This is a genomic window from Rhizobium leguminosarum bv. trifolii WSM2297 (assembly GCF_000271845.1).
In genome coordinates, this window is sequence record NZ_JH719395.1 from 4,565,893 (window position 1) to 4,592,882 (window position 26,990).

The window sequence follows — 26,990 nt, forward strand, 5'->3', positions numbered from 1 at the left end:
CTATTTGGTCGCGCCGCGTTTCAGGTGTTCGTCCAGACGCGGCATGATCTCAACAAAATTGCACGGCGCGCTGCGGTAGTCGAGCTGCCCTTTCAAAATGCCGTCCCAGGCATCCCGGCAGGCGCCGGGCGAGCCCGGCAGCGCAAAGATGAAGGTGGCGTTGGCAACGCCTGCCGTGGCGCGTGACTGGATCGTCGCCGTGCCGATCTTATCGTAGGAAATGCGGTGGAAGACGGCGGAAAAGCCGTCCATCCGCTTTTCGAATAAGGGCTCCAGCGCCTCGGGCGTCACATCGCGGCCGGTAAAGCCGGTGCCGCCTGAGGTGATGACGACGTCGATCTCGTCCCGCTCGGTCCAGGCTTTCACCGTTGCTGCGATTTTCTCGCGATCATCGGGCACGATTGCCCGGTCGATCAGCCGGTGGCCCGCCTCGCTGATTCGCGCCGCCAGCGTGTCGCCTGACTTGTCCGTCTCCGGCGTGCGTGTATCCGAGACGGTGAGCACTGCGATGCCGACGGCGATGAAGGGTCGCTTGTCCAGACTTGCCATCACATGCCTCCCGAAACCGTTTCCGTCGCCTGGAAATACCAGTCCGGCCGCTCGCCGTGAAGAGCGGCCGCCGCCTCTTGCGCCGCCGTCATGCTCGCAAAGATCCCGAAACAGGTGGCGCCGGAACCGGACATACGGGTCAAAAGCGCCCCGCGGGACTGCAGCATCGCCGAGATCACCGCAATCTCAGGGACGATCTGGCGCGCTGGCGGCTCCAAGTCGTTACGGGCATCACCGATCACTGCCAGCCAGTCGGCACTCTCAGCAAGCCCCGGAGCCAGGTTCAAAGACGGATTGTTCTTTGTCGTCAGCCGGCGGAACACCTCGGGGGTCGAGACACCCTTCAGCGGATTGGCGAGCACCATGGCAAAAGCCGGCAGATCAGGCACCGCCTCGATCTGGTCACCGATGCCGCGGGCAATCAGCGGCCGGCTTCCAAGGCACATCGGCACGTCGGCGCCGAGCGTCAGCGCCAAGGCGGCGAGCGCCTCCACCGGCAGGCTCATGCCCCAGAGCCGCATCAGCCCGCGCAGCGTCGCGGCGGCATCGGCCGAGCCGCCGCCGATGCCGGAGGCAACCGGCAGGTTCTTTTGCAGGTGGATATGGACAGGGAAGGCGAGGGCCCCGAGCTGCTTGCGCAGCAGATCGCGCGCCCGCAGCACCAGATTGGTGCCGCCGTCGCCGGCAAGGGTTTCGCCGAAGCGGCCCGACAGCGTGAAGGCGTCGGCCTGTGCAGGCAGGAAACCCAGCCGGTCGCCGCAATCGGCGAAGGTCACCAGCATATCGAGCAGATGATAGCCATCTGCCCGCTGGCCCGTCACATGCAAAGCGAGGTTGATCTTCGCGCGCGCTTCTTCGGTAACGCCGAAAGCCTCGGCAAAGCCCTCTTCAGGCATCGCCCGTCAGGATTTCTTGTCGACCGGCGGCGGGGTGACCGGTGCCGGATCCGGCTGCTTCTTGTCGGCCGCCTTGGCATCGTCGCTGGCCGGCGGCAGGCCGTTGGCGACCTTGTCCTTGATCTTCGGGATCTCGGCGGCCTCAGGCTCGGAGGCGAGTGCCCGATTCCACTGATAGACGGCCTCGAGCTTGCGGCCGACGCGCCAATAGGCGTCACCCAGATGGTCGTTGATCGTCGCGTCGCCGGCCTTGATCTGTGCTGCCCGCTCCAGCTCGTCGACGGCATCGTCGAAGCGGTTCAGGCGGAAATAGGCCCAGCCGAGCGAATCGATGATGTAACCGTCGTCGGGACGAAGGTCGACGGCCTTCTTGATCATGCCGAGACCTTCATCGAGGTTGCGGTTCATGTCGATCCAGGAATAGCCGAGATAGTTCAGCACCTGCGGCTGGTCGGGATTGAGCTCCAGCGCCTTGCGGAAATTCGGTTCCGCCTGGTCCCACTTCTTCAGCCGCTCATAGGCGATGCCGCGCTGGAAGAAGACGCTCCAGTTGGCGCGGCCGGGAATGGGGCCGATCGCGTCGACCGCCTTGTCGTAATTGGCAGCCATCGCCTCGTAGTCCTTGGCGTCGGAGAGCACGCTGCCATAGGCGAGGTAGCTGCGGATATCCTTCGGATCGGAGGCAATCAGCGCCTGCAGATGTTTGCGCGCCTCGTCGACCTTGCCGCCCTGGGCAAGGGCAAGGCCGAGCTGCAGCTCGGAGATGCGCCGCATCGGCGAATTCTCCGGCACCTTCTTGTAGAGCGCGATAGCGCGGTCCATCTGGTTCTGCTTCTCGGCGATGCCGCCGAGCAGCACCAGCGTATCGGCGCTGTTCGGGTCGAGCGCATTGGCGGTCTGCAGGTAAAGCGAAACGATGTCCTCGGCGCCATCGCGGTTCAGCGCGCCGCCGACAGAAAACAGCACGCCGGCAGCGCCTTCTTCGGCCGTCTTGACCTGCTGCTCCTGCTTCTCGTCCTTTTCGATACTGTCGCGCAGCGCATTCAGCGGCGCGTAGTTCGGCAGCAGGTTGTCGCCGACGGAAACGGCGTCGAGCGCCTTCTGCTTATTGCCTTGTGACGCTTCGAGGCGGGCAAGCGCCATCACTGCGCGCATGAAGGTGTCGGGCGCAGTCGCACCCCCTTCCTTGTCGAGCACGGCATCGTTCAGATGCTTGCGGGCGGATTTCACGTCGCCGGTGGCGATGGCGATGGCGCCGGCATTATAATTCTGGAAGATGTCAACCCAGTCCGGCCCCTTCATCTTCTCGACCATGGCGAGCGCTTCCTTGCCGCGGCCGGCGCCGACGCGCGCCCAGGCGAGCAGCAGGTCGTTCATCATCCGATCGAGATCGTTCGGCCCCTTATATTTGAGGATGGCCTCGGCGGACTTGTAGTCGTCACGGCGCACGGCATCCATGCCGCGCACGATCGTGGTGATGCGCTCGACCGAAGGATCGCCCTTCAGGTCGTTGGCATATTTGACGCCTTCCTTGATGTCGCCGTTGAGCAGCAGTGAGATCATCAGCCGCTGGCGAATCTCCGGATTGCCGGGCTCGATCTGCAGCGCCTTCTTGTAGAGTTCGATAGCCGTTGCATAGTCATGATCGACATCGGCCGTGCGCGCCGCGAGGAAGGCGCCGGAGAAAGTGGTAACGCTATCGGCATCGAAGCTATCGGTCTTCTCCACATCGCTCGGCTTGGCCGCATCCTCGGCACTCACGCCGCCGACACCGCCCAGCGAAAGGACAGCGGCAAGCGCTGCGCTCGTAAGAAGACGGATGGCAAATCTCTGCCGCATTAGGAAACCTTTCTTCGACAGCGTCCCGACAATGGTGCCGGTCGCAAAACCAGTTGTGTTCACTGATTCATAACAGGATGGCTTTTTTGAAGCGGCGCCGCAAGAAATTCAGCCTGCGATCAAGGACGTTTGATCAATTGACGCGCTCGATGCAGAAGTCGATCACTTCCATCAGGGAGGATTTCCAGACCGTATCGGGAAGCGGCGCAAGCGCGTCCCTGGCGATCGTGCCGTAATGGATCGCCCGGCCGATCGTGTCGCTGAGCGTGCCATATTTGGTGATCAGCCCCAGCGCTTTTTCGAGATTGGCGTCGGTGCTGTTGCCGGCTTCGATCGCATCGCGCCAGAAGGCGCGCTCGTCCTCGGTGCCGCGGCGATAGGCGAGAATGACCGGCAGGGTGATCTTGCCCTCACGGAAATCGTCGCCGACATTCTTGCCGAGATCGGCCGCCTTGCCGCCGTAATCCAGCGCATCGTCGACCAGCTGGAAGGCCAGTCCGAGATTCATGCCGTAGGATTTCAGCGCGTTGCGGCCGGATTTGCCGGCCTCGGCGACGATCGGCCCGACTTCGGCGGCGGCGGCAAAGAGCGCCGCCGTCTTGGCGCGGATGACGGAAAGATAATCGTCTTCGGTCGTTTCCATGTTCTTGGCGACCGAAAGCTGCAGCACCTCGCCTTCGGCAATGATGCAGGCGGCAGATGACAGAACGTCGAGCGCATCGAGCGAGCCGACATCGACCATCATGCGGAAGGCCTGGCCAAGCAGGAAGTCGCCGACCAGCACGCTTGCCTGGTTGCCCCAGATCATCCGCGCCGTCGATTTGCCGCGGCGCAGGTCGCTTTCGTCGACGACGTCGTCATGCAGCAGCGTTGCCGTGTGCATGAACTCGACCGATGTGGCGAGCTTGACGTGGTTTTCGCCGCGGTAGTCGAACAGCGAGGCGGCGGCCAGCGTCAGCATCGGCCGCAGCCGCTTGCCGCCGGAGGAGATCAGATGGTTCGCCACTTCCGGGATCATCTGCACGTCGGAGCCGGCCTTGGACAGAATGAGCTGGTTCACCCGCTCCATATCCGCCCTGGTGAGATCGACCAATGGCTTGATGGATGCCAGTTTGTTTTTGCTTTCTTCAAGCGGTATGACCACGCCCAACGACCCGGACTCCTGTTCATTCTTTGTATCTGACAATAGAAAGGGGCGATGGACGCGGCAAGGGGTGAATTGTCGCGCAAGACGAAATTGGAAGGAAAACGACGGCAAATGCATGAACTTATCCGCGCCAACGACCCCGTTCTGCTCTCCTTTGCCGAGAGTTTGATGAAGGATGCGGGCATTCACTGCTTTATCGCCGATCAGGGCATGAGCGTGCTCGAAGGTTCACTCGGCATGCTGCCGCGCCGTCTGCTGGTGGATGAGGAGATGGCCGATCAGGCCCGCCGCATCCTGATCGACGCCGGCCTCGGCGGCGAATTGCGCGATAGGACGTGAGCAGGCGATGACCGGCGAGCCGCTCGAAACGATCGATGCCTTCCATCGCGGCGCCTTTCATCTGCTGCAGCCGAAGGGCAGGGGCCATCGCGCCGGCATGGATGCGATGCTGCTTGCCGCCCTTGTCGCCGACGATCGGCCGGTCAGGGTCGCCGATCTCGGCGCCGGCGCCGGTGCGGCCGGCCTTGCCGTCGCCTCGCGCCTGGCGAAGGCGGAGGTGGTGCTGTTCGAGCGGTCGGCTGAAATGGCTGATTATGCCCGCCGCAGCATTCTGCTGCCCGGAAACGCCGATCTTGCGGGCCGAGTCAGCGTCGTCGAGGCCGATGTGACGCTGACCGCCAAGGCGCGCAACGATGCCGGTCTCATCGATGAGAGTTTCCACCATGTCATCATGAACCCGCCCTTCAATCACGCCGGCGACCGGCGCACGCCGGACACGCTGAAGGCCGAAGCCCATGCGATGACCGATCGCTTGTTCGAAAGCTGGCTCCGCACGGCCGGCGCCATCATGATCCCGGGCGGGCAATTGTCGCTGATCGCCAGGCCCGAATCGATCGCCGAGATCATTACCGCCTGCGGCCGGCGCTTCGGCGGCATTGAAATCACCGCCATCCATCCGCGCCCCGGCGAAAACGCCGTCCGCATCCTGGTGACGGCGGTCAAGGGATCGCGGGCACGGCTGTCGCTGCGCGCACCTTTGATCATGCACGAAGAGGGGAGCCACAAGTTCTCCCCTCTCGTCGACGATTTCAACAATGGCCGGGCGGCCTATGCCAGGCTTTAGAGCGCTTCGGCTCTCGCCGGTTAGCCGGTGACGAAGTCGAGGAGCAGCTTGACGTTCAGCCCGGCAATCACCACCGCGATCAGATAGGCAATGCCGCTCAGCCAGCGCGGCGCCACCAGTTCGCCCATCTTGGCCTTGTTGGCGGTGAACATGACGAGCGGGAAGACCGCGAAGGAAAGCTGCAGGCTGAGCACCACCTGGGTGAGGATCAACAGCTCGGCCGTGCCCTTGTCGCCATACCAGATGGTGACGATCGCCGCCGGCACGATGGCGATGGCGCGGGTGATCAGCCGTCGTATCCACGGCTTCAGCCTGATTTTGAGGAAGCCTTCCATGACGATCTGGCCGGCAAGGGTTGCCGTCACCGTCGAGTTGAGGCCGCAGCAGAGCAGCGCGATGCCGAATAGCGTCGGCGCAATGGCGAGGCCCAGCAGCGGCGACAGCAGCGAATAGGCATCGCCGAGTTCGACGACATCGGTCTTGCCGTGCGCATTGAAGGCGGCAGCCGCCAGGATCAGGATCGAAGCATTGATCAGCAGCGCGAAACACAGCGCCACTGTCGAGTCGATCGTCGCAAAGGTCAGCGCTTCCTTCTTCTCGGGCACCGTATGGCCATAGGCCCGTGTCTGGACGATGCCGGAGTGAAGGTAGAGATTGTGCGGCATGACGGTCGCGCCGAGAATGCCGAGCGCCAGATAGAGCATCTCCGGATTGGTGACGATCTCCGTGGTCGGGAAGAAGCCGGTGAGAACGGCGCCCCATTGCGGGTCGGCAAGCAGGATCTGCACGCCGAAGCAGACGGCGATGACGCCGAGCAGGGCGATGATGAAGGCTTCCACCCAGCGGAAACCGAGCTTCTGCAGGAAGAGGATGACGAAGACGTCGAGTGCTGTGATCAGCACGCCGAGTTCGAGCGGGATGCCCATCAAGAGGTTGAGGCCGATCGCCGTGCCGATCACCTCGGCGATATCGGTGGCGATGATGGCGATCTCGGCAAAGGCCCAGAGCGGCACCGAGACATATCTGGGGAAGGCGTCGCGGCAGGCCTGCGCCAGGTCGCGGCCAGAGGCGATCGCCAGCCGCGCGCAGAGCGATTGCAGCACGATGGCCATCAGGTTGGAAAGCAGCGCGACGGTGAGCAGCGCATAGCCGAATTTCGAGCCGCCGGCGAGCGAGGTCGCCCAGTTGCCGGGATCCATATAGCCGACGGCGACCATGTAGCCCGGCCCGGCGAAGGCCGCCGCCCGCCGCCACCTTGAACTGTGACGCCCGGTTCCGACGGTGCGGTAGACATCCGATAGCGACGCCTCGCCGCGTTCGTGCCGCCAGCCGCGGTTTGCATTCGGATTTAGGGCGTCCATGCGATTTCCACCTATTGCTCGTGAGGGGCACTATGACGGATTAGAATGATAATGCAAGTCATTCGCAACAAGAAAATCAATCCGGTTTTTTCAGGCCCGATGTTTTCGAGAACGCGGCCATTGCGTTTGTCGTTCCAGCGCATACATGGATGCCGATCGTCATTGACGCGATCGCGCCACCCGAAGTGAAGGATGAGAGATGGCCGGATTCTGGAGAAAGCTGCTGCCGAAACGATTCCGCAAGGGCGGCATTACCATCCCGGTCGTCAGATTGCAGGGGGCGATCGTCAGCGGCGGCGGTCCGTTCCGCCCGGCTCTCAATCTCGCCAATGTCTCTCCGGTTCTGGAAAAGGCCTTCGCCATGAAGGAGGCGCCGGCAGTTGCCATATCAATCAATTCGCCGGGCGGTTCGCCCGTCCAGTCCCGCCTGATCTTCACCCGTATTCGTGAGCTCGCCCGCGAGAAGCAGAAGAAGGTGTTGGTCTTCGTCGAGGATGTCGCCGCTTCCGGCGGTTACATGATCGCCCTTGCCGGCGACGAGATCATTGCCGACGCCACCTCGATCGTCGGCTCGATCGGCGTCGTCTCCGGCGGTTTCGGCTTTCCCGAACTGTTGAAGAAGATCGGCGTCGAGCGCCGAGTCTATACCGCAGGCGAAAATAAGGTGATCCTCGATCCATTCCAGCCGGAAAAGGAAAAGGATATCGAGTATCTGAAGAGCCTGCAGCTCGAAATCCACCAGGTCTTCATCTCGATGGTGCGCGAGCGCCGCGCCGGCAAGCTGAGGGACGATGCGGCGGTGTTCTCAGGCCTGTTTTGGAGCGGCACCCGCGGCCTCGAACTCGGCCTCATCGACGGCCTCGGCGACATGCGCCAGGAATTGAAGCGGCGCTACGGCCAGAAGACCAAGCTGGAGCTTGTCACAGCCGGCCGCGGCCTGTTCGGCCGCCGTATTCCCGGCGTGTCGCCGGTCTCGCTCGAAAGTGCCGCATCGGGACTCGCGACAGGGCTTGTCGAAGCGGCGGAAGAGAGAGCATTGTGGAGCCGCTTCGGGCTTTGAGGGGAGCGAAAGAGGGAAATGGCGCAGCTTATCACCATCCTGGTCCTGGTGTTCTCGGCCTGGTGGCTCTACCGCCGCTTCGTCTCCGATGCCCGAAAACTCGCCGAAAAATCGCGCCGCGCCGAAAAGGAACGCCAGACCGGCGCGATCGGCACGCTGGTCAAGGACCCGGTGACCGGGGAATATCGGCTGAAGCGGGATGAGGAATAGGAGGGCGTAGCGCCCGCGTCGGCCCCTCATCCGGCTGCCGCCACCTTCTCCCCGTAAACGGGGCGAAGGGGATATGCCGCGACGTCTCCATCCTTCGCTAACGTTTCGCATGGCACGTCCCCTCGCCCCGTTTTTACGGGGAGAGGGTTAGGGTGAGGGGCGGACGTCTCGGTACAGCCTGGGTGGTTGTCTCTCGACACGCCCGCCGCAAAACCCTTGACCCCTGCGGCCCTCCGTGGCACCTGTCGCGCCGATAATCCCCACGCAATCGGTGTCGTTTCATGTCAGCCATCCCAGACCATATGAACCCGAAGCGCTCCTTCCAGGCGCTGATCCTGACCCTGCATAGCTACTGGGCGGATAAGGGTTGCGCGGTGCTGCAGCCCTACGACATGGAAGTCGGCGCCGGCACCTTTCATCCGGCCACCACGTTGCGCGCACTCGGCCCCAAGCCGTGGAAGGCCGCTTACGTCCAGCCGTCGCGGCGCCCGTCCGACGGCCGCTATGGTGAAAACCCGAACCGCCTGCAGCATTATTACCAGTACCAGGTCATCCTGAAGCCGAACCCGCCCAATCTGCAGGAACTCTATCTCGGTTCCCTCGCGGCGATTGGCCTCGATCCGCTGCTGCACGATATCCGCTTCGTCGAGGACGACTGGGAAAGCCCGACGCTCGGCGCCTGGGGCCTCGGCTGGGAATGCTGGTGCGATGGCATGGAAGTCTCGCAGTTCACTTATTTCCAGCAGGTTTGCGGCATCGAATGCGCGCCGGTCGCCGGCGAATTGACCTATGGTCTCGAACGCCTCGCCATGTATGTCCAGGGCGTCGACAATGTCTACGATCTGAATTTCAACGGCCGCGAGGGCGACGAGAAGATCAGCTATGGCGACGTCTTCCTGCAGGCCGAACAGGAATATTCGCGTCACAATTTCGAATTCGCCAATACCGAGATGCTGCATCGCCACTTCGTCGATGCCGAGAAGGAATGTCGGGCGCTGCTCGATGCCGGAGCGCCTGCCGACAACGCCAACCAGCGCCTGCACAAATGCGTCTTCCCGGCCTATGACCAGTGCATCAAGGCCAGCCACGTCTTCAACCTGCTCGACGCCCGCGGCGTCATCTCGGTCACCGAGCGCCAGAGCTATATCCTGCGGGTACGCACCCTCGCCAAGGCCTGCGGTGAAGCCTTCCTGCTGACCGACGCCGGCGGCGTCAACCTGGGCAGAGAGGCGGCCTAAAAGCCGCTTCTCCAGAACGCGTGTAAATGCCGAGGTCATCGCGGCAAATGCCGGATGACAAGCAATTGGAAAACTGCATAGTCTCGCCAACACTTTACGTCGTTTGGGAGATTCGCGATGTATATTGCACTTGGCGTTATTGTTCTCATCGCACTCTACGTCGTCTTCATCTACAACGGCCTGGTTCGCTCGCGGCAGATGGCGGAGGAAGCCTGGTCGGGCATCGATGTGCAGCTCAAGCGCCGCGCCGATCTGATCCCGAACCTGATCGAGACGGTTAAGGGTTATGCCGCCCATGAGAAGTCGACGCTCGAAGAGGTGGTTGCGCTCCGCAACAAGGCCCAGGCCGTGCCATCAGGCGACGTCGCCGGCAGGGCGCAGGCCGAAGGCCTGCTCGGCCAGGCGCTCGGCCGGGTCATCGCGCTCGCCGAAGCCTATCCCGATCTCAAGGCCAACCAGAATTTTGCCGAGCTGCAGGCCTCGCTGGAAACCATGGAAGGCGAGTTGCAGATGGCGCGGCGTTATTACAACGGAGCGGCGCGCGATCTGAACGTCAAGGTCGAGAGCTTCCCGTCCAATCTCGTCGCCGGCCAGTTCGGTTTTGCCAAGCGGGAATATTTCGAAATCACCAACGAGGCCGATCGCGCCGTCCCCAGCGTGAAATTCTGACGATCTGGCATTTTGCCTTTGCAAGAAAGCGATTAAGAGCAAAGGCAGATTGCGGCCGATAAGGCTCGCAGATGGACGGAAGACATAAGCATGACACGCACAGCCAAACTCACGATCATCCCGCCGGGCAAGCCGCTTTCTGGGCGCGCCATGCCGCCGGGCTCCAAGTCGATCACCAATCGCGCGCTGCTGCTCGCCGGCCTTGCCAAGGGCACGAGCCGGCTGACCTGCGCGCTGAAGAGCGACGACACGAAATATATGGCCGAGGCGCTACGGGCCATGGGTGTCGCGATCGACGAGCCCGATGACACGACCTTTGTGGTGAGCGGCAGCGGCAAGCTTCTGCCGCCGAAAGCGCCGCTCTTCCTAGGCAATGCCGGCACGGCGACACGCTTCCTGACGGCCGCCGCGGCGCTGGTCGACGGCACCGTTATCGTCGATGGCGATGAACATATGCGCAAGCGGCCGATCGGCCCGCTGGTCGAGGCGATGCGCACGCTCGGCATCGACGTGGCCGCCGAAACCGGCTGCCCGCCGGTCACCGTCAGGGGCAACGGCCGCTTCCAGGCCGACCGCATCCGCATCGATGGCGGCCTGTCCAGCCAATATGTCTCGGCGCTGCTGATGATGGCGGCCGGCGGCGACCGGCCGGTCGACATCGAACTGGTCGGCGAGGATATCGGCGCGCTCGGTTATATCGATCTGACCACCGCGGCGATGAAGGCCTTCGGCGCCAAGGTCGAAAAGACCAGCCCGGTCACCTGGCGCGTCGAGCCGACCGGCTACCAGGCCGCCGACTTCATCGTCGAGCCCGATGCTTCGGCTGCGACCTATCTCTGGGCCGCCGAAGTGCTGACCGGCGGGACGATCGATCTCGGTGTGCCCTCCGACGCCTTTTCGCAGCCGGATGCCAAGGCCTACGAGACGATCGCCAAACACCCGCATCTGCCCGCCGAAATCGATGGTTCGCAAATGCAGGATGCCATCCCGACGATCGCCGTTTTGGCGGCCTTCAATGAGACGCCGGTCCGCTTCGTCGGCATCGCCAATCTGCGCGTCAAGGAATGCGACCGCATCCGGGCGCTGTCGACGGGACTGAACAATATCCGCGAAGGTCTGGCAGTTGAGGAGGGCGACGATCTGATCGTCCATTCCGATCCCGCTCTCGCCGGTCAAACGCTGCCGGCTGAGATCGATACCTTTGCCGATCATCGCATCGCCATGAGCTTCGCGCTCGCCGGCCTCAAGATCGACGGCATCACCATTCTCGATCCCGATTGTGTCGGCAAGACCTTCCCCGCCTACTGGCGGACGCTCGCTGCCCTCGGCGTGACATATCAGGACAACGATTGACGGAAACGCAGCCGAGGCTGCCGGCGGGGAGACTGGGATGGGGCGTCGGGTTTTCGGGTTTTGTTTTGCACTGCTCTTGATGCTTGCCGCGCCGGCGGCCTTTGCCGCCGAGGTCATCGACAGTTTCGCCTCCGACATTGCGCTCGAAAAGAGCGGCGCGATGTCGGTGACGGAAACGATCACGGTCAATGCCGAGGGCAACCGGATCAATCACGGCATCTTCCGTGATTTCCCGCTCTATTTCACCGATGCTAGAGGCCGTCGCCGCAGCGTCGATTTCGATATGGTCTCGGTCAAGCGGGATGGTGAAGACGAGCCCTGGCACACGGAATCGATTTCGGACGGCATCCGCATCTATGCCGGTTCGGCCGACGTCACGGTGACGCCCGGCCGTCATCGCTACGCCTTCACCTACAAGACCAACCGCCAGATCCGCTATTTCGACGATCATGACGAACTCTACTGGAACGTCACCGGCAATGGCTGGATCTTCCCGATCCGTTCGGCGACGGCAACGGTGAAGCTGCCGCCTGAGGTCAGCGCGACGGAGACGACCTTCTTTACCGGCCGTCAGGGCGCGACGGGAAAGAATGCCAGCGTCAGCGAAACCGGGGCGGGCCTCATCTTTTCCACCACCGCGCCGCTTAATGCCAACGAAGGGCTGACCTTCGCGATCGGCATGCCGAAGGGCTCGATCGATCCGCCGAGCGCGGATATGGAAAGCACATGGTGGCTCAAGGACAACCGCAATTATTTCATCGGCTTCGGCGGTTTGATCCTGGTTTTTGCCTATTATCTCAGATCATGGCTGAAGGTCGGCCGCGATCCCGCCCGCGGCGTCGTCGTGCCGCGCTGGGATGCGCCCGAGGGCATCTCGCCGGCACTGGTCAACTATATCGACAATAAGGGCTTTTCCGGCGGCGGCTGGACGGCGCTTTCCGCCACCGCCCTCAATCTTGCCGTCCGCGGCTACGTCAAGCTCGAAGACCTGAAGAACTCGATTGTCATCCGCGGCACCGGCAAGCCGCTCGGCAAGGAAAAATTCCAGGCCGGCGAGACCGAACTGTTGAAGGTTGCCGGTGGCGCCGGCGCGACGCTGACGATCGACAAGGCCAATGGCGAGCGGGTGAAAACCGTCGGCCAGTCCTTCCGCTCGGCGATCGAGAAGGAGCATCGCGGCAAATACTATAATTCCAACCTTGCTTATACCGCGGGCGGCATCGCGCTCAGCGTCGCCGCCCTGATGGCGCTGTTCGTCTTTGGCTCGCTGCAGCCCGACACGATCGCGCTGATGCTGATCCCGACCGCGATCTCGGTTTTCGTTGCCGTCTTCGTCGCCGGCTTCGTCCGGTCGCTGCATCGCGGCAAGTCGCTGTTCGGCAAGATCGTCGCCATCATTGCGACGGCTATCGGCGTTTTTGTCGGCATCAGCATCCTTGCCGTCGTCATCATGACGCTTGCCTCGTCGCTGGTGGAACTGCACGAAACGCCGATGCTCTTTGCCGTCGGCGGCATTGTGCTCCTCAATATCCTCTATGTCTTCATCATGGGCGCACCGACGCCGCTCGGCGCCAAGATGATGGACGGCATAGACGGGTTGCGCCAATATCTGACGCTGGCCGAGAAAGACCGCATGAACACCGCTGGCGCTCCTGCGATGTCGCCGCAGCATTTCGAAACGCTGCTACCCTATGCGGTGGCGCTCGGCGTCGAAAAACCCTGGTCGCGCACTTTCGAAACCTGGCTTTCGGCCGCTGCCGCCGGTGCGGCCGCAGCCTATGCGCCAGGCTGGTATTCCGGCAATTTCAACAGTGGCAGCTTTTCCGATCGCATCGGCGGCTTCTCCTCGTCGATGGCCTCGACCATCGCCTCGACCATACCCTCACCGCCGCCGTCGAGCTCATCCTCCGGTTTTTCCGGCGGCGGTTCGTCTGGCGGAGGCGGCGGAGGCGGTGGAGGCGGCGGCTGGTAAGCTTTCCCGCTTGACCTTTCGCCCCTTGGCCCTTAACCGCCAGAGGCAAAAGGAAAGGGTGGCGCATGAAGGTTCTGTTGATCGGATCGGGCGGACGCGAGCACGCACTCGCCTGGAAGCTGGCGCAATCGCCGTTGCTGAGCGAATTCTACGCCGCCCCCGGCAATCCCGGCATTGGCGAACACGCCATCCTCGTGCCCGTCAACACCGAGGATCATGATGCGGTCGCCGCCTTCTGCCGCGACAAGGCGATCGATTTCGTCGTCGTCGGCCCGGAGGCGCCGCTGGTCGCCGGTCTTTCCGACCGGCTGCGCGCCGATGGCCTGACCGTCTTCGGCCCTTCGGCCGCTGCCGCCCAGCTCGAGGGTTCGAAAGGCTTCACCAAGGATATCTGCGCCCGCTACGGCATTCCCACAGGCGCCTATCAGCGCTTCAACAATGCGCCGAAGGCCAAGGCCTATATTCGTGCTCAGGGCGCGCCGATTGTTGTCAAGGCCGACGGTCTGGCTGCCGGCAAGGGCGTGACGGTGGCGATGACGCTGGACGAGGCGCTTGACGCCGTCGACGACTGCTTCGAGGGCGCCTTTGGTGCTGCCGGCGCCGAAGTCGTCGTCGAAGCCTATCTCGACGGCGAGGAGGCGAGCTTCTTCTGCCTCTGCGATGGAAAACATGCGCTGCCGCTGGCAACCGCCCAGGATCACAAGCGGGTGGGCGAAGGCGATACCGGCGTCAATACCGGCGGCATGGGCGCCTATTCGCCGGCGCCCGTGATGACCGCCGACATGGTCGCTCGCACCATGAAGGAGATCATCGAGCCGACGATGCGCGGCATGGCCGAGAGCGGCCATCCCTTCTCCGGCGTGTTTTTCGCCGGGTTGATGATCACTGAGAAGGGGCCGGAGCTCATCGAATACAATGTCCGCTTCGGCGATCCCGAATGCCAGGTGCTGCTGATGCGGTTGAAGAGCGATCTGCTGCCGCTGCTGCTTGCCACCGCAAACGGCACCCTCGATCAGGTGAGCGCCGAATGGAGCGACGATCCGGCCTTGACCGTGGTCATGGCCTCGAAGGGCTATCCCGCCGCCTATGAAAAGAACACGCCGATCCTCTCCCTGCCTGAGGCAGGCGAGGGGGAGAAGGTGTTTCATGCCGGCACGGGCCTGAAGGACGGCGCGTTGGTTGCGACCGGCGGTCGCGTGTTGAACGTGACGGCGTCCGGCGGCACGGTCGCCGAGGCCAAGGACCGTGCCTATGCGCTGCTCGACCGGGTGCAATGGGAAAACGGCTTCTGCCGGCGCGACATCGGCTGGCGGGCAATCGAGCGCGAAACGGGCCCGGACACAGTATAAACCGGCACGTTCTTTAAATTTTTACCCTTTCCCCTGACGGGATGGAAACAAAGCTGCGTTATACCGCTCGAACGGTAAGACGGAGGTGCGTTGATGCGTCAGATTTTCCTCGGTGCGGCAATCCTGCTGATGGCAGGTTCGGCAATGGCGTCCTCGATCGAGGTGGTCGGCAAGGCCGCGCCCCAGGCTGAAAGCAGTATCGTCACTGAAAGCTGTGCCGCTTGCCCGCCGCTCCAGGCCGAACTCATCAAGAAGGACTATACGGTGCCGGAGCTGAAGCCCGGTGTCCTCCAGGCGAGCGAAGTCCGCGATGTCGGCGGCGAAAAGAAGATCTATCGCACCGAAGGCTGGATGGGCGGCTCGCCCGTCGTCTTCGTCAGCAAGGCGACCCCGGAAGCGATGATCGCGGCCGCGCCTTCAGCCCCGCCCGTGGACGGCATTGATATGAGCGCGACGACCGCAGCCGTCATCGGCGGCGATGCCAAGCCGGTTGTGGCCGGCATGGTTGAACGGCCGGCGAGCCTCGACACCTCCGAATTCAAGCTGCGTTTCTGAGGTAATTCCAGCAACGCACGATTAAATTCCCTGCCCCGCCTGATCAAGGTTTCGATCGTTTGGGGTTCCACCTCAGGGTGGACCGAATGCACCCCCGATGAGCAGCGGGGGTGCATTCTCTTTCGTGCCTGATGCCGAGAGCGGTGTGCACTTTAAGAACTTCAATCAAATGAGATCCTGCTATTCGGTGGAAATCCGACGAATTTGCGTCGCTGGCGACCCCTCGATTTTAGGGAAATTCGCGTCGCGTCCAATAAAGTTAAAGTTTTATTATAAGCTTGGCGACAATTGTAACGAACCGGTCGCAGCATGTTGTTATTAGCAGCGGTAGACGCGTCGCCCTTCTTCTCCGACGCGCTCGCACAGGCGGTAGAAGACCGCACCGGGATGCAGCCATTCATTCCCGTTGCGAGGCAACATGAAAAATTTGAAAATTTCGAAGCAGCTCATACTGCTGGTCATCGGCCTGATGGTGGCCTTTGCCGTCGCCACGACCCTGCAGATCCGCTCCTCGGTCGATGCGATCTACAAGGAGCGTTATGACATGCTCCGCGCCGAGGTTCAGTCGGCGGTCTCCGTTCTCAAGCTTTACCAGGCCAAGGTGACGGCGGGCGAAATGACCCTTGAGGATGCCCAGAAGCAGGCCTACGCCACCGTCAACGGGATGAAATACGACCCGGACGGCTATTTCTTCGGCTATAGCTACGACGTCCAGATGATGTTCCATTACGACGCCTCGAAAGTCGGGCAGAACCTCAAGGGGCAGGCGGACAGCAAGGGCAAGCTCTACCGCGAAGAGCTGGTCAAGCTCGGGCAACAGGGCGGCGGTCTCGTCGAATTTTATTCCACCAGCAAGCCGGGCCAACCGGCCGGCGATTACCGCAAGACCGCCTATGGGCAGGCCTTCGATCCCTGGAAGGTGGTCGTCGTCACCGGCGTCTATATGGACGACCTCGATGCTCAGATAAACAGCACCATCCTGACTGCGCTCTCCGGCAGCATCGTTCTGTTCTTCCTTGCCATGACGGCTGCCTACTTCGTCATCCGCGGCATTTCGGGCCCTCTCAACAGCGTTCATGCCGCCCTGAAGGCTGTAGCCGAAGAGGATGTCTCGATCGCCATCCCGCATACGGCCATGAACAACGAAGTCGGCATGATGGCCAAGGCGACGCAGTCGCTGCAGGAAAAGATCCGGGAACGCCATGCGATGTCGGATCGCGAAGCGGCCCAGCAGCTGGCGCTGGAAAACGAGCGTGAAAACAATCAGCGCCAGCAACAGGACGAGACGGCGCTGCAGACGCGTGTGATGGCGACGATCGGCCAGGCGCTGGAGATGATCGCCCGTGGCGATCTCACCGTCCGCTGCGCCGATCTCGGCCAGAAATACGCCGCTCTTCGCGATAATTTCAACGATGCACTGTCGCATCTCGAAGCCGCCATGGCCAAGGTCAGCGCCAAGGGCAGCGATATCGGCACCAGCAAGGAAGAAATCCGCCGCGCCTCCAACGAGCTTTCGCAGCGCACCGAGCGCCAGGCGGCCAGCCTCGAGGAAACCTCGGCGGCCCTCGACGAGCTCACCGTCGCCGTCCGCCAGACAGCCGATGGCGCCCATGAGGCAAGCAAGCGCGTGCACTCGGTCAGCAATGAGGCCACCCACAGCGATGCGATCGTCGGCCAGGCGATCGAGGCGATGAGCGGCATCGAGAATTCATCGTCGGAGATCACCAAGATCATCGGCGTCATCGACGAGATCGCCTTCCAGACCAACCTCTTGGCGCTGAATGCCGGCGTCGAGGCGGCCCGCGCCGGCGAATCCGGCAAGGGTTTTGCGGTCGTCGCCCAGGAAGTGCGCGAGCTCGCCCAGCGTTCGGCTGCAGCGGCCAAGGAGATCAAGGATCAGATCGCCCGCTCCTCCAGCCAGGTCGATCATGGCGTCCGCCTGGTCGGCGAGGCAGGCGAGGCGCTGAAGCGCATCTCCGACCAGATCAAGGCCGCCAACGAGATCGTCGCCAAGATCGCCCACAGCGCCTCCGAACAGGACACGACGCTGCGCTCGATCTCATCATCGATGAACCAGCTCGACGCCGCCACCCAACAGAACGCCGCCATGGCCGAGGAGACCACGGCCTCGGCCGAAACGCTGGCCAGCGACACCGACGAGTTGCTCGACCTCATCCGCGGCTTCCGCGTCGATGGCGAAAGCGCCGCTCCGGCCATGCATCAGGGTCGTCGCGCCGCTTAAACCGCGCGGGGGCAACAAGGGTTGTTATCAGCAAGTTAGCGGCCGTCGGTTCTCCGGCGGCCGTGCTGCTTTGGACGCAAGTCCTGCGTTGGTGTCGAAATGACAAGGCGACTGCAGCGTAACAAATTCAAGCGAGGCGCCGGCGGCATGGATACTCGGGTCAAGCCAGGTCAAGCCCGAGTATGACGGAGGGTGGGGCGCACTTTCGGCACGAGGCGAGACGTCTGGGTGAATCCTAGCAAAGTGTGCAGCAGTTTTGCGCGGGAATCGCGCAAACAAGAACGGCAATTCCAATAAATCGCTGCGCTTGCGGTACTTGCCACGTCGGCTCCCCACTCTCCGTCGTCCTCGGGCTTGACCCGAGGACCCATGGCTGCAAGCGCTGCGTTTGTGTTAAAGCACCCAGCCGAAGCCGCTCTCACCCCGAGATCTTCGAGAAATCCGCAACTGTTCCCGTCGCCTCGCGGATCAGCCGCAGCAAGGCGAGGCGGTTGGCGCGGATGGCGGCGTCCTCGTCGTTGACGAGCACGTCTTCGAAGAAGCGGTCGACCGGGCCGCGCAGCTTGGAGAGCGCTGCCATTGCCGAACGGAAATCCTCGCCGGCGACAGCGTCAGCCGCCTCCTTCGATGCACCTGATATTGCCGCGAACAGCTCCTTCTCGGCGTCGAGCTTCAAGAGCGCCGGCGAAACGGCGTCGGCGATCACGGTGCCCTTCTTTTCCTCGGCGGCGAGCAGCTGCGTGGCGCGTTTGGTGCCGGCAAGCAGGTTCTTGCCGTCCTCGGAGGTGATGAAGGCCGTCAGCGCTTCGACGCGGCGCGCCACCATCAACAGGTCGTCGGCATCAGGTGTCAGCACGGCGTCGATCAGATCGTGGCGGGCGCCCTGGTCGCGCAGATAGACCTTGAGGCGGTCGTGGAAGAAGGAGAGCAGGTCGAAGAAAGTCTCGCCCGGGTCGCCGGCGAATGCAAACACCGCGTCGCCGCCCGTCTTGGCGAGAAGCGAAGTCCGGCTCATGATCGCCAGCAGCGGCAGCCTGACATTGCGCTCCAGCAGGATCCTGACGACGCCGAGTGCGGCCCGCCGCAGCGCAAACGGATCCTTCGAACCCGTCGGCTTTTCGCCGATCGCCCAGAAGCCGATGAGCGTATCCAGTTTGTCGGCGAGCGCGACGGTGATCGCGACCTTGTCGGCGGGAACGCGATCGGATGGGCCTTGCGGCTTGTAATGATCTTCTATGGCGGCGGCAACAGACGCATTCTCGCCCTGCAGCCCCGCATATTTGCGGCCCATCAACCCCTGCAGTTCCGGGAATTCGCCGACCGCTTCGGTGCGCAGATCGGCCTTGGCAAGCACGGCGGCACGATCGGTGAGAGCCGCATCCGCGCCGACGATCCTTGCCAATTCCCCAGCCAGCGTGCGGATGCGGGCGACACGCGCGCCCTGCGTGCCGAGCTTGGCATGGAAGGTCACGTCGAGCGCATCGAGCTTGGCCATGCGCTGGTCGAGTGGCTTCTGCAGATCGAGACCGAAATTTGCGGCCGACGCCGTCAGCGTCTCCAGATCCGGCAGGGCGCCCTGGTCGCGTTTCCAGAAATGCAGCGCATCCGAAAGCCGGGCCCGCACCACCTTGCCGTTGCCGTGAACGATTTCCTTGCCGCCGTCATGTGCCTGGATATTGGATATCAGGATGAACTTGTTCGACAGCGTTTCCTCGCCCTGCTTGCGGGTGACGAAGCACTTCTGGTTGGTCTTGATCGTCAGCCGGATGATCTCGGAGGGGATCGAGAGGTAATCTTCCTCGAAGGAACCCATCAGCACCTGCGGCCATTCGACAAGGCCGGAGACTTCCTCCAGCAGGCCTTCGTCTTCCACCAGTTCCAGCCCGTTGGCGAAGGCGATGTCGCGGGCGTCATGCAGGATGATGTCCTTGCGCCGCTCGGCGTCGAGGATGACCTTGGCCTTTTCCAGGCTCGCCGCATAGTCGTCGAAGCGCCGGACTGTGATCGCCTCGGGCGCGTGGAAACGATGGCCGTAGGTGACGTTGGAGGCGGTGATGCCGTCGATCTCGAAGGGGATGACGACCGTTTCCTCATGCTCAGGCCCGAAGGTGCAGACGATCGATTGCAGCGGCCGCACCCAGCGCAGCGCGCCCGGCGCGGAGGAGGCCTTGCCCCAGCGCATCGACTTCGGCCAGGGAAAATCGCGGATGATGCCGGGCATCACCTCGGCGACGATCTCTTCCGCCGCGCGGCCGGGCTTGGAGATGACCGCCACGTAGAAATCGCCCTTCTTCGGATCGCTGACCACCTGCGCCTCGGAGACCGACGAAAGGCCGGCGCCGCGCAGAAAACCTTCGATCGCCTTTTCGTTGGCGTCGGTGCGCGGCCCCTTGCGCTCCTCGCGCACGTCGGCGGAACGCGCCGTCAGGCCGTGGATATCGAGCGCCAGCCGCCGCGGCGTCCAGTATTCGCGCGCACCCTCATAGGAAAGACCCGCTTCGACAAGCGCATCGGTGACGAGCTTCTTCAGGTCGCCGGCAGCCTTGCGCTGCATGCGGGCCGGAATCTCTTCGGAGCGAAGTTCGAGAAGAAGGTTTGGCATGTCACTCTTTTCCTTGCGCCCGCGGGCAGGGCGATCCAAAAACGTTGCTTCTGCTATCAAAGAATGCCGCATCTGCACAACCGCAAAAACGGAAGCGGGCGATGGGATCGGGCGACCCGCAGATGCCCCCCATTCCATAACTTCCGCTGTGGAAACCACAGTCGGGCATTGCCTTGCCGCTTTTCGCCGTTATGGTCCCGCAACTTTCGTCGGAACAGGAAATTCAGGAAACCTCATGGCCGCTGACCTCCGTTTTCTCGCAGCCCGCATCTCGGCCGAAATCAACGCCCGGCCCGAACAGGCCAAGGCCGCCATCGAGCTGCTCGACGAGGGCGCCACCGTGCCCTTCATCGCCCGCTACCGCAAGGAAGTGACGGGCGGCCTCGACGATACGCAGCTGCGCAATCTTGCCGAGCGGCTGGTCTATCTGCGCGAACTCGAAGCCCGGCGTGACGCGATCGTCGAATCGATCACCGGCCAGGGCAAGATGACCGACGAGCTGATGGCCAAGGTCGGCGGCGCCGAGACCAAGGCCGAGCTCGAGGATCTCTATCTGCCCTACAAGCCGAAGCGCCGCACCCGCGCCGAAATCGCCCGAGAGCGCGGCCTCGGCCCGCTTGCCGAGACGATCCTTGCCGACCGCGGCCGGGAACCGGCAGTTTTGGCTGAAGGCTTCATCATGGCTGATGTGCCGGATGTAAAGACGGCGCTCGAAGGCGCGCGCGACATCATCGCTGAAGGCATTGCCGAAAATGCCGACCTGCTCGGTAGATTGCGCGCCCATATGCGCCAGGCGTCCCTGCTGAAGGCCAGGGTCGTCGACGGCAAGCAGGCGACGGGCGAGAAGTTTTCCGATTATTTCGACCATTCCGAACGCTGGGCGACGGCGCCCGGCCACCGCGCGCTCGCCATGCTGCGCGGTTGGAACGAGGAGGTGCTGACGCTGACGATCGAGGCCGACGCCGAGACCGCCTCGCCGAACAAGCCGGTCGAACGCATGATCGCTGCCGCCTATGAGATCGGCGCGAGCCGCCCCGGCGACCGCTGGCTGATGGAGGTCGCGAGCTGGACCTGGCGCGTCAAGCTTTCCATGTCGCTGTCGCTCGACCTGATGCGGGAACTGCGCGAGCGGGCCGAAGAGGAGGCGATCCATGTCTTCGCCCGCAATCTCAAGGATCTGCTGCTGGCCGCACCCGCCGGCTCGCGCGCGACCATGGGTCTCGATCCCGGCATCCGCACCGGCGTCAAGGTCGCCGTCGTCGACGGCACCGGCAAGGTGGTGGCGACTTCGACGGTCTATCCGTTCCAGCCGCGGAACGACGTGCGCGGCGCCCAGATCGAGCTGGCATCGCTGATCCGCAAGCACAATGTCGAGCTGATCTCGATCGGCAACGGTACCGGCAGCCGCGAGACCGAAAAGCTGGTGGCCGACATGCTGGCCGACTTGCCGGCGCCGAAGCCGACCAAGGTCATCGTCTCGGAAGCCGGCGCCTCGGTCTATTCCGCCTCGGCGACCGCGGCGGCCGAGTTTCCCGATCTCGACGTGTCGCTGCGCGGCGCCGTCTCTATCGCCCGGCGGCTGCAGGATCCCCTAGCCGAACTCGTCAAGATCGAGCCGAAGTCGATCGGCGTCGGCCAGTATCAGCACGATGTCGACCAGCAGAAGCTGTCGCGCTCGCTCGATGCCGTGGTCGAAGATGCGGTGAACGCCGTCGGCGTCGATCTGAACACCGCCTCGGCGCCGCTGCTTTCCCGTGTCTCCGGCCTCGGCCCCTCGATCGCCGACGCCATCGTCCGCCACCGCGATAGCGAGGGCCGCTTCGAGACGCGGCGCGATCTCATGAAGGTCGCCCGGCTCGGCGGCCGCACCTTCGAGCAATGCGCCGGCTTCCTGCGCATCCCCAACGGCAAGGAGCCGCTCGACGCCTCCTCGGTCCATCCGGAGGCCTACGGCGTCGCCAAGAAGATCGTCGCCGCCTGCGGCCGCGATCTCAGGGCACTGATGGGCGATAGCGTCATGCTGAAATCGGTCGATCCGCGCCAGTTCATCGACGAGAAATTCGGTCTGCCGACGGTGCGCGATATTATCGCTGAACTGGAAAAGCCCGGCCGCGATCCGCGTCCGAGCTTCAAGACGGCGACCTTCGCCGAGGGTGTCAACGAGATTTCCGACCTGACGCCCGGCATGGTGCTGGAAGGCACGGTGACCAATGTCGCCGCCTTTGGCGCCTTCGTCGATATCGGCGTGCACCAGGACGGTCTGGTGCATGTGTCGCAGCTTGCCGATCGCTTCGTCAAAGATCCGCACGAGGTCGTCAAGGCGGGTGATGTCGTCAAGGTGCGGGTCGTCGAGGTCGACGCCAAGCGTAAGCGCATCGCTCTGTCGATGAAGCGGGATGACGGTTCTTCAGCCTCTGCGCCGCGGAGTGATTCTCGCGGAAACCAGGGCTCGCGCCCGCAGAACGAGCGCCGGCCGGCGGCTGCCAAGCCGGAGAGCCAGGGTGCCTTCGGCGCCGCTCTTGCCGAAGCCATGAAGCGAAAATAAGGGTTTAGCCGGTATTTCGGCAAAAATGCAACAGTTTGGCAACGTTCTTTCGAGAGTGCTAAATCCGGCGCTTGTAAGGCGGAAGAGAGCTATTAAGTTGATGTGACCATCCTGTCACATTTGCGAGGCGTCCATGGCGTCGGCTTTCCTTTCGATCGTCCAGCAAATCATCCGCAAGGGTTCGTTGGAACTTACCCTTGCCAATGGCGACACCTACTTGATCGGCGACGGCAGCGGCGACAGGGTTGCCGCTCGCCTGGCCGATCAGGAGGCTGAGGACGCCATCCGGCGCGATCCGACGATGAAGCTCGGCGAAATGTACATGCAGGGCCGGTTCATTCTCGAACAGGGCAATATCTACGATTTCCTGTCGCTGGTGAAGCAGAACACCACCAACGAGATCTTCGACTTCAAGATGGCGGCACTGCTCGTCGGCCGGATTGCCTGGCAGCAGCTGAAGAGCCGTGTGCCGGTCAATCGCAACAAGCACAATGTCGCCCATCATTACGACCTGTCGGCCAAGCTCTTCGATCTTTTCCTCGACGAGGATTGGCAATATTCCTGCGCCTATTTCGAACCGCCGGGCATCGGGCTCGACGAGGCGCAGCTCGCCAAGAAACGCCATATCGCCGCCAAGCTGCTGCTTCAGCCAAATCAGCGCATCCTGGAGATCGGCTCCGGCTGGGGCGGCATGGGCATGTATCTGACGGAGGCGACCGAAGGAGCCGATTTTACCGGCATTACGCTCAGCGAAGAACAGCTGAAGGTTTCCCGCACCCGCGCCGAAAAGCGCGGTCTTGCCGAGCGCGTGCGTTTCGAGCTGCAGGATTACCGCAGCATGACCGGCAGAAAGTTCGATCGCATCGTCTCGGTCGGCATGTTCGAACATGTCGGGATCGGCAATTACCCCAATTTCTTCCGCAAGGTATCCGATCTCCTCGACGACAACGGCGTCATGGTGCTGCATTCGATCGGCCGCCCGAAGCCGAGCTTCGGCACCAATGCCTTCATCGAGAAGTATATTTTCCCCGGCGGTTATATCCCTTCCGTCGGCGAAGTCCTGCCGCCGCTCGAAAAGGCTGGGCTGCTGGTCAGGGATGTCGAAATCCTGCCGTTGCATTACGCCTATACGCTGCGTCACTGGCGCGAGCGCTTCGTCGCCCGCAAGGCCGAAGCGGTGGCGCTCTACGACGAGCAGTTCTTCCGCATGTGGGAATTCTACCTGGCCGGCTCGGAAATGGGCTTCCGCTGGGACGAGCTCTTCATCCTGCAGATCCAGATCGCCAAGAACCAGTTCACGGTTCCCGACAATCGCACTTACATCGCTGAGAATGAAGCCAAGCTGAAGGAATTCGAGGCGAGGCGCCCGCCGCTGGAAAAGGTGACCTTCTGAGCGGCAGCAGCCGGACGGGATGAAAGGACATGCAGATGAGCAGCGCGTTTCCCGAGATCTATCTCGTCCGCCACGGTGAAACCGAATGGAGCCGTTCCGGGCGCCATACCGGACGAACCGATATTCCGCTGACGGCAAACGGCGAGGCCGCCGCCGGCAAGCTTGCCGAATGGCTTTCGGGCCTCACCTTCTCCGCCGTCTGGTCGAGCCCCTCCGCACGGGCCCGCAAGACCTGCGCGCTGGCCGGCTTCGGATCAGCGGCGGTGATCATGGACGATCTCGCCGAATGGGACTATGGCGCCTATGAAGGCATCACCACCAAGGATATCTTGGCCGCCCGCCCCGGCTGGCAGCTCTTTCGCGACGGCTGCCCGAATGGAGAATTCGCCGCCGATGTCGGCGCCCGCGCCGACGCCGTCATCCACGCGCTTCGTCAAACGGCCGGAACCATCCTGATCTTCTCCAGCTCGCATTTCCTGCGCGTGCTCGCCGCCCGCTGGCTCGGCCTGCCGCCGGAAGGCGGTGTGTATTTCTCGCTCGATACGACCAGTATCAGCATACTCGGCTACGAGCACGATCTGACCGAACCGGTGATCCGTGGGTGGAATCAGAGATAGCGAATCTGAGGGAGTGGGTTTGCGTCCAGTACGTGGCTGCCCCTCACCCTAACCCTCTCCCCGTAAAACGGGGAGAGGGGACGTGCCCTGCGAGAGGTTAGAGGGGAACGGAGAGGTTGCGGCACACCCCTTCGCCCCGTTCACGGGGAGAAGGTGCCGGCAGGCGGATGAGGGGCCGTTCTCGCCAGTCTCATAAGTCTCCATAACGCGCAATCTCCTCGCCCGTGGTTAACATCGCGGTAACGACATCACGATAAGTCTAGCCACCGCCGCTCTCCGCGGCTTTGTTTTTGCGTTTTCTGGAGTGCGGACGTGTCTCATCGATCAGTCGTATCGATCTTTTTTGCTATTGCCTTTTCATCCCTGGGTTCGGCGGCTGCAGCGCAGGAAAGCGGCCAGCATTTCTGGTCGGGCGACTGGTATCTGAACGTCGGCGTCGCCGGCTTCTCGGCGCCGAAATTCGAGGGCTCGTCGCATAATGAATTCAAGTTCAGTCCGCTGATTTCGGTCGGTCGCCAAGGCGCCGGCCCACGCTTTTCCTCGCGCAACGACAACCCGTCCTTCGCTCTCATCGACAAGGGCGCCTTCCGCGCCGGTATCGTCGGCAAGTTCGTGCCGTCGCGCGATGCCGGCGACGACAGTGACCTGAAGGGCTTGAGGAAAGTCAAATGGGGAGCTGAGGCCGGCGGCTTCGTCGAAGTCTATCCGACCGATTTCCTGCGCGCCCGCGCCGAAGTCCGGCAGGGCATCCGTTCCCACGACGGCGTCGTCGCCGATCTCGCCGTCGATGCCTTCACCGACATCGCGCCCAACCTGCAGCTGTCAGGCGGCCCGCGCGCGACATTTGCGACGAGAGGCTATTACGATGCCTATTACGGCGTCAGCGCCAAGCACGCCGCAGCGAGCGGCCTTGACCCTTACAAGCCGTCGGCGGGCATGCAGTCCTATGGCGCCGGCGCGGCGCTGACATGGAAGGCGACCGAAAATCTCTCGGCCAGCTCCTTCCTCGAATATAAGCGGCTCGCCGGTCCCGCCGCCGACAGCAGCCTGGTGCGCGACCGCGGCTCGAAGAACCAGGTGCTGATCGGCGTCTCGGCGACCTACAAGTTCAATTTCTCCCTGCAGTGATCCAATGCATGTCGCCCGGAAGTGTGTAGCGGTTCCGGGATAACGACATGCATTAAACATCCAATGCATGTCGCCCGGAAGTGTGCAGCGGTTCCGGGCTAACGACATGCAGAAGACAAAGAGATCGCTTCTTGACCGGATCGCCGGCCGGTCGCTAGATGGCGGCATGCAAGATACCGGCGACTTCAACGATCGCGTTTCCGACGCACCTTCCGATAACTGGGTCTACCGGATCCTGCCGCCATGGCTGTGGCCCTATGCGCAGCTGGCGCGATGGGATCGGCCGATCGGCTGGCAGCTGCTGATGTGGCCGTGCTTCTGGTCGGCAACGCTTGCCGCCAATGCGGCGATCGGCGAGGGGCTCTATTCTGGCAGCCTGCTGGTGTCCCACCTTTTCCTTTATTTCATCGGCGCGGTCGCCATGCGCGGCGCCGGCTGCACCTATAATGATCTCGTCGACCACGAGATCGACATGGAAGTGGCGCGCACGCGGTCGCGTCCGCTTCCCTCCGGACGCGTGACGCGCGCCCGCGCGAAGATCTTCATCGGCCTGCAAGCGCTGGTCGGCCTCTTCGTGCTCTTGCAGTTCAACTGGTTCACGGTCTTCCTCGGCGTGCTCTCGCTCGGCATCGTCGCGCTTTACCCCTATGCCAAACGCTTCACCGACTGGCCGCAATTCTATCTGGGGCTTGCCTTTTCCTGGGGCGCGCTGATGGGCTGGGCCGGCATTCTGGGCGAAATTTCCTTCGCCTCCATCCTGCTTTACGCCGCCTCTGTCGCCTGGACGATCGGTTACGACACGATCTATGCGCATCAGGACAAGGAGGACGACGAGCTGATCGGCGTCCGCTCGACCGCGCGCCTGTTCGGCGACAGGACGCGGCAATGGCTGATCGGCCTTTATGGGCTGACGCTGGTGCTGATGTTTGTGGCTTTTGCTCTCGCCGGCGCCAATCTCATCGCTTTCCTGGCCTTGCTCGGCGCCGCCGGCATGTTCGCCTGGCAGATCGTCCGGCTCGATATCGACGATGCCGCCCAATGCCTGGCACTGTTCAAATCGAACAACCGCGTCGGCCTGATCATCTTCTTCGGCCTTTTCGTCTCGCTGCTGTTTGCCATTCCCTGAATGAAACGATGAATGA

The 26,990-nt window shown here is 62.8% G+C and carries 22 protein-coding genes; 16 read left to right on the top strand and 6 right to left on the bottom strand.

Annotated features, from left to right (window positions below):
• The 4 genes from moaB to RLEG4DRAFT_RS37315 form a co-directional block, all read right to left on the bottom strand.
• Positions 1 to 549 carry a molybdenum cofactor biosynthesis protein B gene (gene moaB, locus RLEG4DRAFT_RS37300; RefSeq protein WP_003584583.1) on the bottom strand — a complete coding sequence of 183 codons (549 nt, stop codon included), beginning with the start codon at positions 547 to 549 and terminating at the stop codon, positions 1 to 3.
• Positions 549 to 1,445, bottom strand: a complete 897-nt coding sequence (locus RLEG4DRAFT_RS37305) for a 4-(cytidine 5'-diphospho)-2-C-methyl-D-erythritol kinase (RefSeq protein WP_003584584.1) — start codon at positions 1,443 to 1,445, stop codon at positions 549 to 551. Before RLEG4DRAFT_RS37305 ends, moaB begins: the two co-directional genes overlap by 1 nt.
• 6 nt (positions 1,446 to 1,451) lie before the next feature.
• Positions 1,452 to 3,284 (bottom strand): tetratricopeptide repeat protein, encoded by a 1,833-nt coding sequence (locus RLEG4DRAFT_RS37310; RefSeq protein ID WP_003584585.1) that lies wholly within the window; start codon positions 3,282 to 3,284, stop codon positions 1,452 to 1,454.
• Positions 3,285 to 3,417: 133 nt separating this feature from the next.
• A complete protein-coding gene (locus RLEG4DRAFT_RS37315; RefSeq protein ID WP_003584587.1) occupies positions 3,418 to 4,434 on the bottom strand; it encodes a polyprenyl synthetase family protein in 1,017 nt (338 codons plus the stop codon).
• 108 nt (positions 4,435 to 4,542) lie between these two features.
• Between RLEG4DRAFT_RS37315 and RLEG4DRAFT_RS37320 the strand changes: the two genes are divergently transcribed.
• Positions 4,543 to 4,770: a DUF2007 domain-containing protein gene (locus RLEG4DRAFT_RS37320; RefSeq protein ID WP_003569978.1), complete on the top strand. Its 228-nt coding sequence runs from the start codon at positions 4,543 to 4,545 to the stop codon at positions 4,768 to 4,770.
• Between the two features lie 7 nt (positions 4,771 to 4,777).
• A complete protein-coding gene (locus RLEG4DRAFT_RS37325) occupies positions 4,778 to 5,554 on the top strand; it encodes a tRNA1(Val) (adenine(37)-N6)-methyltransferase (RefSeq protein ID WP_003584590.1) in 777 nt (258 codons plus the stop codon).
• Positions 5,555 to 5,574: 20 nt separating this feature from the next.
• On the opposite strand, the gene RLEG4DRAFT_RS37330 is transcribed toward RLEG4DRAFT_RS37325, so the two are convergent.
• Complete coding sequence (locus tag RLEG4DRAFT_RS37330; RefSeq protein WP_003584592.1) at positions 5,575 to 6,915, bottom strand: Nramp family divalent metal transporter; 1,341 nt, start codon at positions 6,913 to 6,915, stop codon at positions 5,575 to 5,577.
• A gap of 199 nt (positions 6,916 to 7,114) precedes the next feature.
• Here RLEG4DRAFT_RS37330 and RLEG4DRAFT_RS37335 point away from each other — a divergent pair, with 199 nt between their 5' ends.
• From RLEG4DRAFT_RS37335 to RLEG4DRAFT_RS37375, 9 genes are all read left to right on the top strand, one after another.
• Positions 7,115 to 7,975, top strand: a complete 861-nt coding sequence (locus tag RLEG4DRAFT_RS37335) for a S49 family peptidase (protein WP_003584594.1) — start codon at positions 7,115 to 7,117, stop codon at positions 7,973 to 7,975.
• A gap of 18 nt (positions 7,976 to 7,993) precedes the next feature.
• Positions 7,994 to 8,185, top strand: coding sequence for a hypothetical protein (locus RLEG4DRAFT_RS37340; RefSeq protein WP_003584596.1), 192 nt, complete (start codon positions 7,994 to 7,996; stop codon positions 8,183 to 8,185).
• 281 nt (positions 8,186 to 8,466) lie between these two features.
• Positions 8,467 to 9,423, top strand: a complete 957-nt coding sequence (locus tag RLEG4DRAFT_RS37345) for a glycine--tRNA ligase subunit alpha (protein ID WP_003584598.1) — start codon at positions 8,467 to 8,469, stop codon at positions 9,421 to 9,423.
• 117 nt (positions 9,424 to 9,540) lie between these two features.
• Positions 9,541 to 10,092: a LemA family protein gene (locus RLEG4DRAFT_RS37350; RefSeq protein WP_003584600.1), complete on the top strand. Its 552-nt coding sequence runs from the start codon at positions 9,541 to 9,543 to the stop codon at positions 10,090 to 10,092.
• 90 nt (positions 10,093 to 10,182) lie between these two features.
• Positions 10,183 to 11,445 (top strand): 3-phosphoshikimate 1-carboxyvinyltransferase, encoded by a 1,263-nt coding sequence (locus RLEG4DRAFT_RS37355; protein WP_003584602.1) that lies wholly within the window; start codon positions 10,183 to 10,185, stop codon positions 11,443 to 11,445.
• Between the two features lie 37 nt (positions 11,446 to 11,482).
• On the top strand, positions 11,483 to 13,417 hold the full coding sequence (locus RLEG4DRAFT_RS37360; protein WP_003584604.1) for a DUF2207 domain-containing protein: 1,935 nt from the start codon (positions 11,483 to 11,485) through the stop codon (positions 13,415 to 13,417).
• Between the two features lie 65 nt (positions 13,418 to 13,482).
• Positions 13,483 to 14,766 (top strand): phosphoribosylamine--glycine ligase, encoded by a 1,284-nt coding sequence (gene purD / locus RLEG4DRAFT_RS37365; protein ID WP_003584607.1) that lies wholly within the window; start codon positions 13,483 to 13,485, stop codon positions 14,764 to 14,766.
• Positions 14,767 to 14,859: 93 nt separating this feature from the next.
• On the top strand, positions 14,860 to 15,321 hold the full coding sequence (locus RLEG4DRAFT_RS37370) for a plant virulence effector HPE1-like domain-containing protein (RefSeq protein ID WP_003584608.1): 462 nt from the start codon (positions 14,860 to 14,862) through the stop codon (positions 15,319 to 15,321).
• Positions 15,322 to 15,739: 418 nt separating this feature from the next.
• Entirely contained in the window at positions 15,740 to 17,563 is a 1,824-nt protein-coding gene (locus tag RLEG4DRAFT_RS37375) for a methyl-accepting chemotaxis protein (RefSeq protein ID WP_003584610.1), read from the top strand.
• Positions 17,564 to 17,981: 418 nt separating this feature from the next.
• On the opposite strand, the gene glyS is transcribed toward RLEG4DRAFT_RS37375, so the two are convergent.
• Positions 17,982 to 20,165 carry a glycine--tRNA ligase subunit beta gene (gene glyS / locus RLEG4DRAFT_RS37380; RefSeq protein ID WP_003584613.1) on the bottom strand — a complete coding sequence of 728 codons (2,184 nt, stop codon included), beginning with the start codon at positions 20,163 to 20,165 and terminating at the stop codon, positions 17,982 to 17,984.
• A gap of 235 nt (positions 20,166 to 20,400) precedes the next feature.
• Here glyS and RLEG4DRAFT_RS37385 point away from each other — a divergent pair, with 235 nt between their 5' ends.
• The 5 genes from RLEG4DRAFT_RS37385 (at position 20,401) to ubiA (ending at position 26,974) form a co-directional block, all read left to right on the top strand.
• Positions 20,401 to 22,710, top strand: a complete 2,310-nt coding sequence (locus RLEG4DRAFT_RS37385) for a Tex family protein (RefSeq protein WP_003584614.1) — start codon at positions 20,401 to 20,403, stop codon at positions 22,708 to 22,710.
• Positions 22,711 to 22,843: 133 nt separating this feature from the next.
• Positions 22,844 to 24,103, top strand: a complete 1,260-nt coding sequence (locus tag RLEG4DRAFT_RS37390) for an SAM-dependent methyltransferase (protein WP_003584616.1) — start codon at positions 22,844 to 22,846, stop codon at positions 24,101 to 24,103.
• A gap of 35 nt (positions 24,104 to 24,138) precedes the next feature.
• Positions 24,139 to 24,720, top strand: coding sequence for a histidine phosphatase family protein (locus RLEG4DRAFT_RS37395; protein ID WP_003584619.1), 582 nt, complete (start codon positions 24,139 to 24,141; stop codon positions 24,718 to 24,720).
• A gap of 312 nt (positions 24,721 to 25,032) precedes the next feature.
• A complete protein-coding gene (locus RLEG4DRAFT_RS37400) occupies positions 25,033 to 25,848 on the top strand; it encodes a MipA/OmpV family protein (RefSeq protein ID WP_003584623.1) in 816 nt (271 codons plus the stop codon).
• A gap of 166 nt (positions 25,849 to 26,014) precedes the next feature.
• A complete protein-coding gene (gene ubiA, locus RLEG4DRAFT_RS37405) occupies positions 26,015 to 26,974 on the top strand; it encodes a 4-hydroxybenzoate octaprenyltransferase (RefSeq protein ID WP_037095067.1) in 960 nt (319 codons plus the stop codon).
• The last annotated feature ends 16 nt before the right edge of the window (positions 26,975 to 26,990 follow it).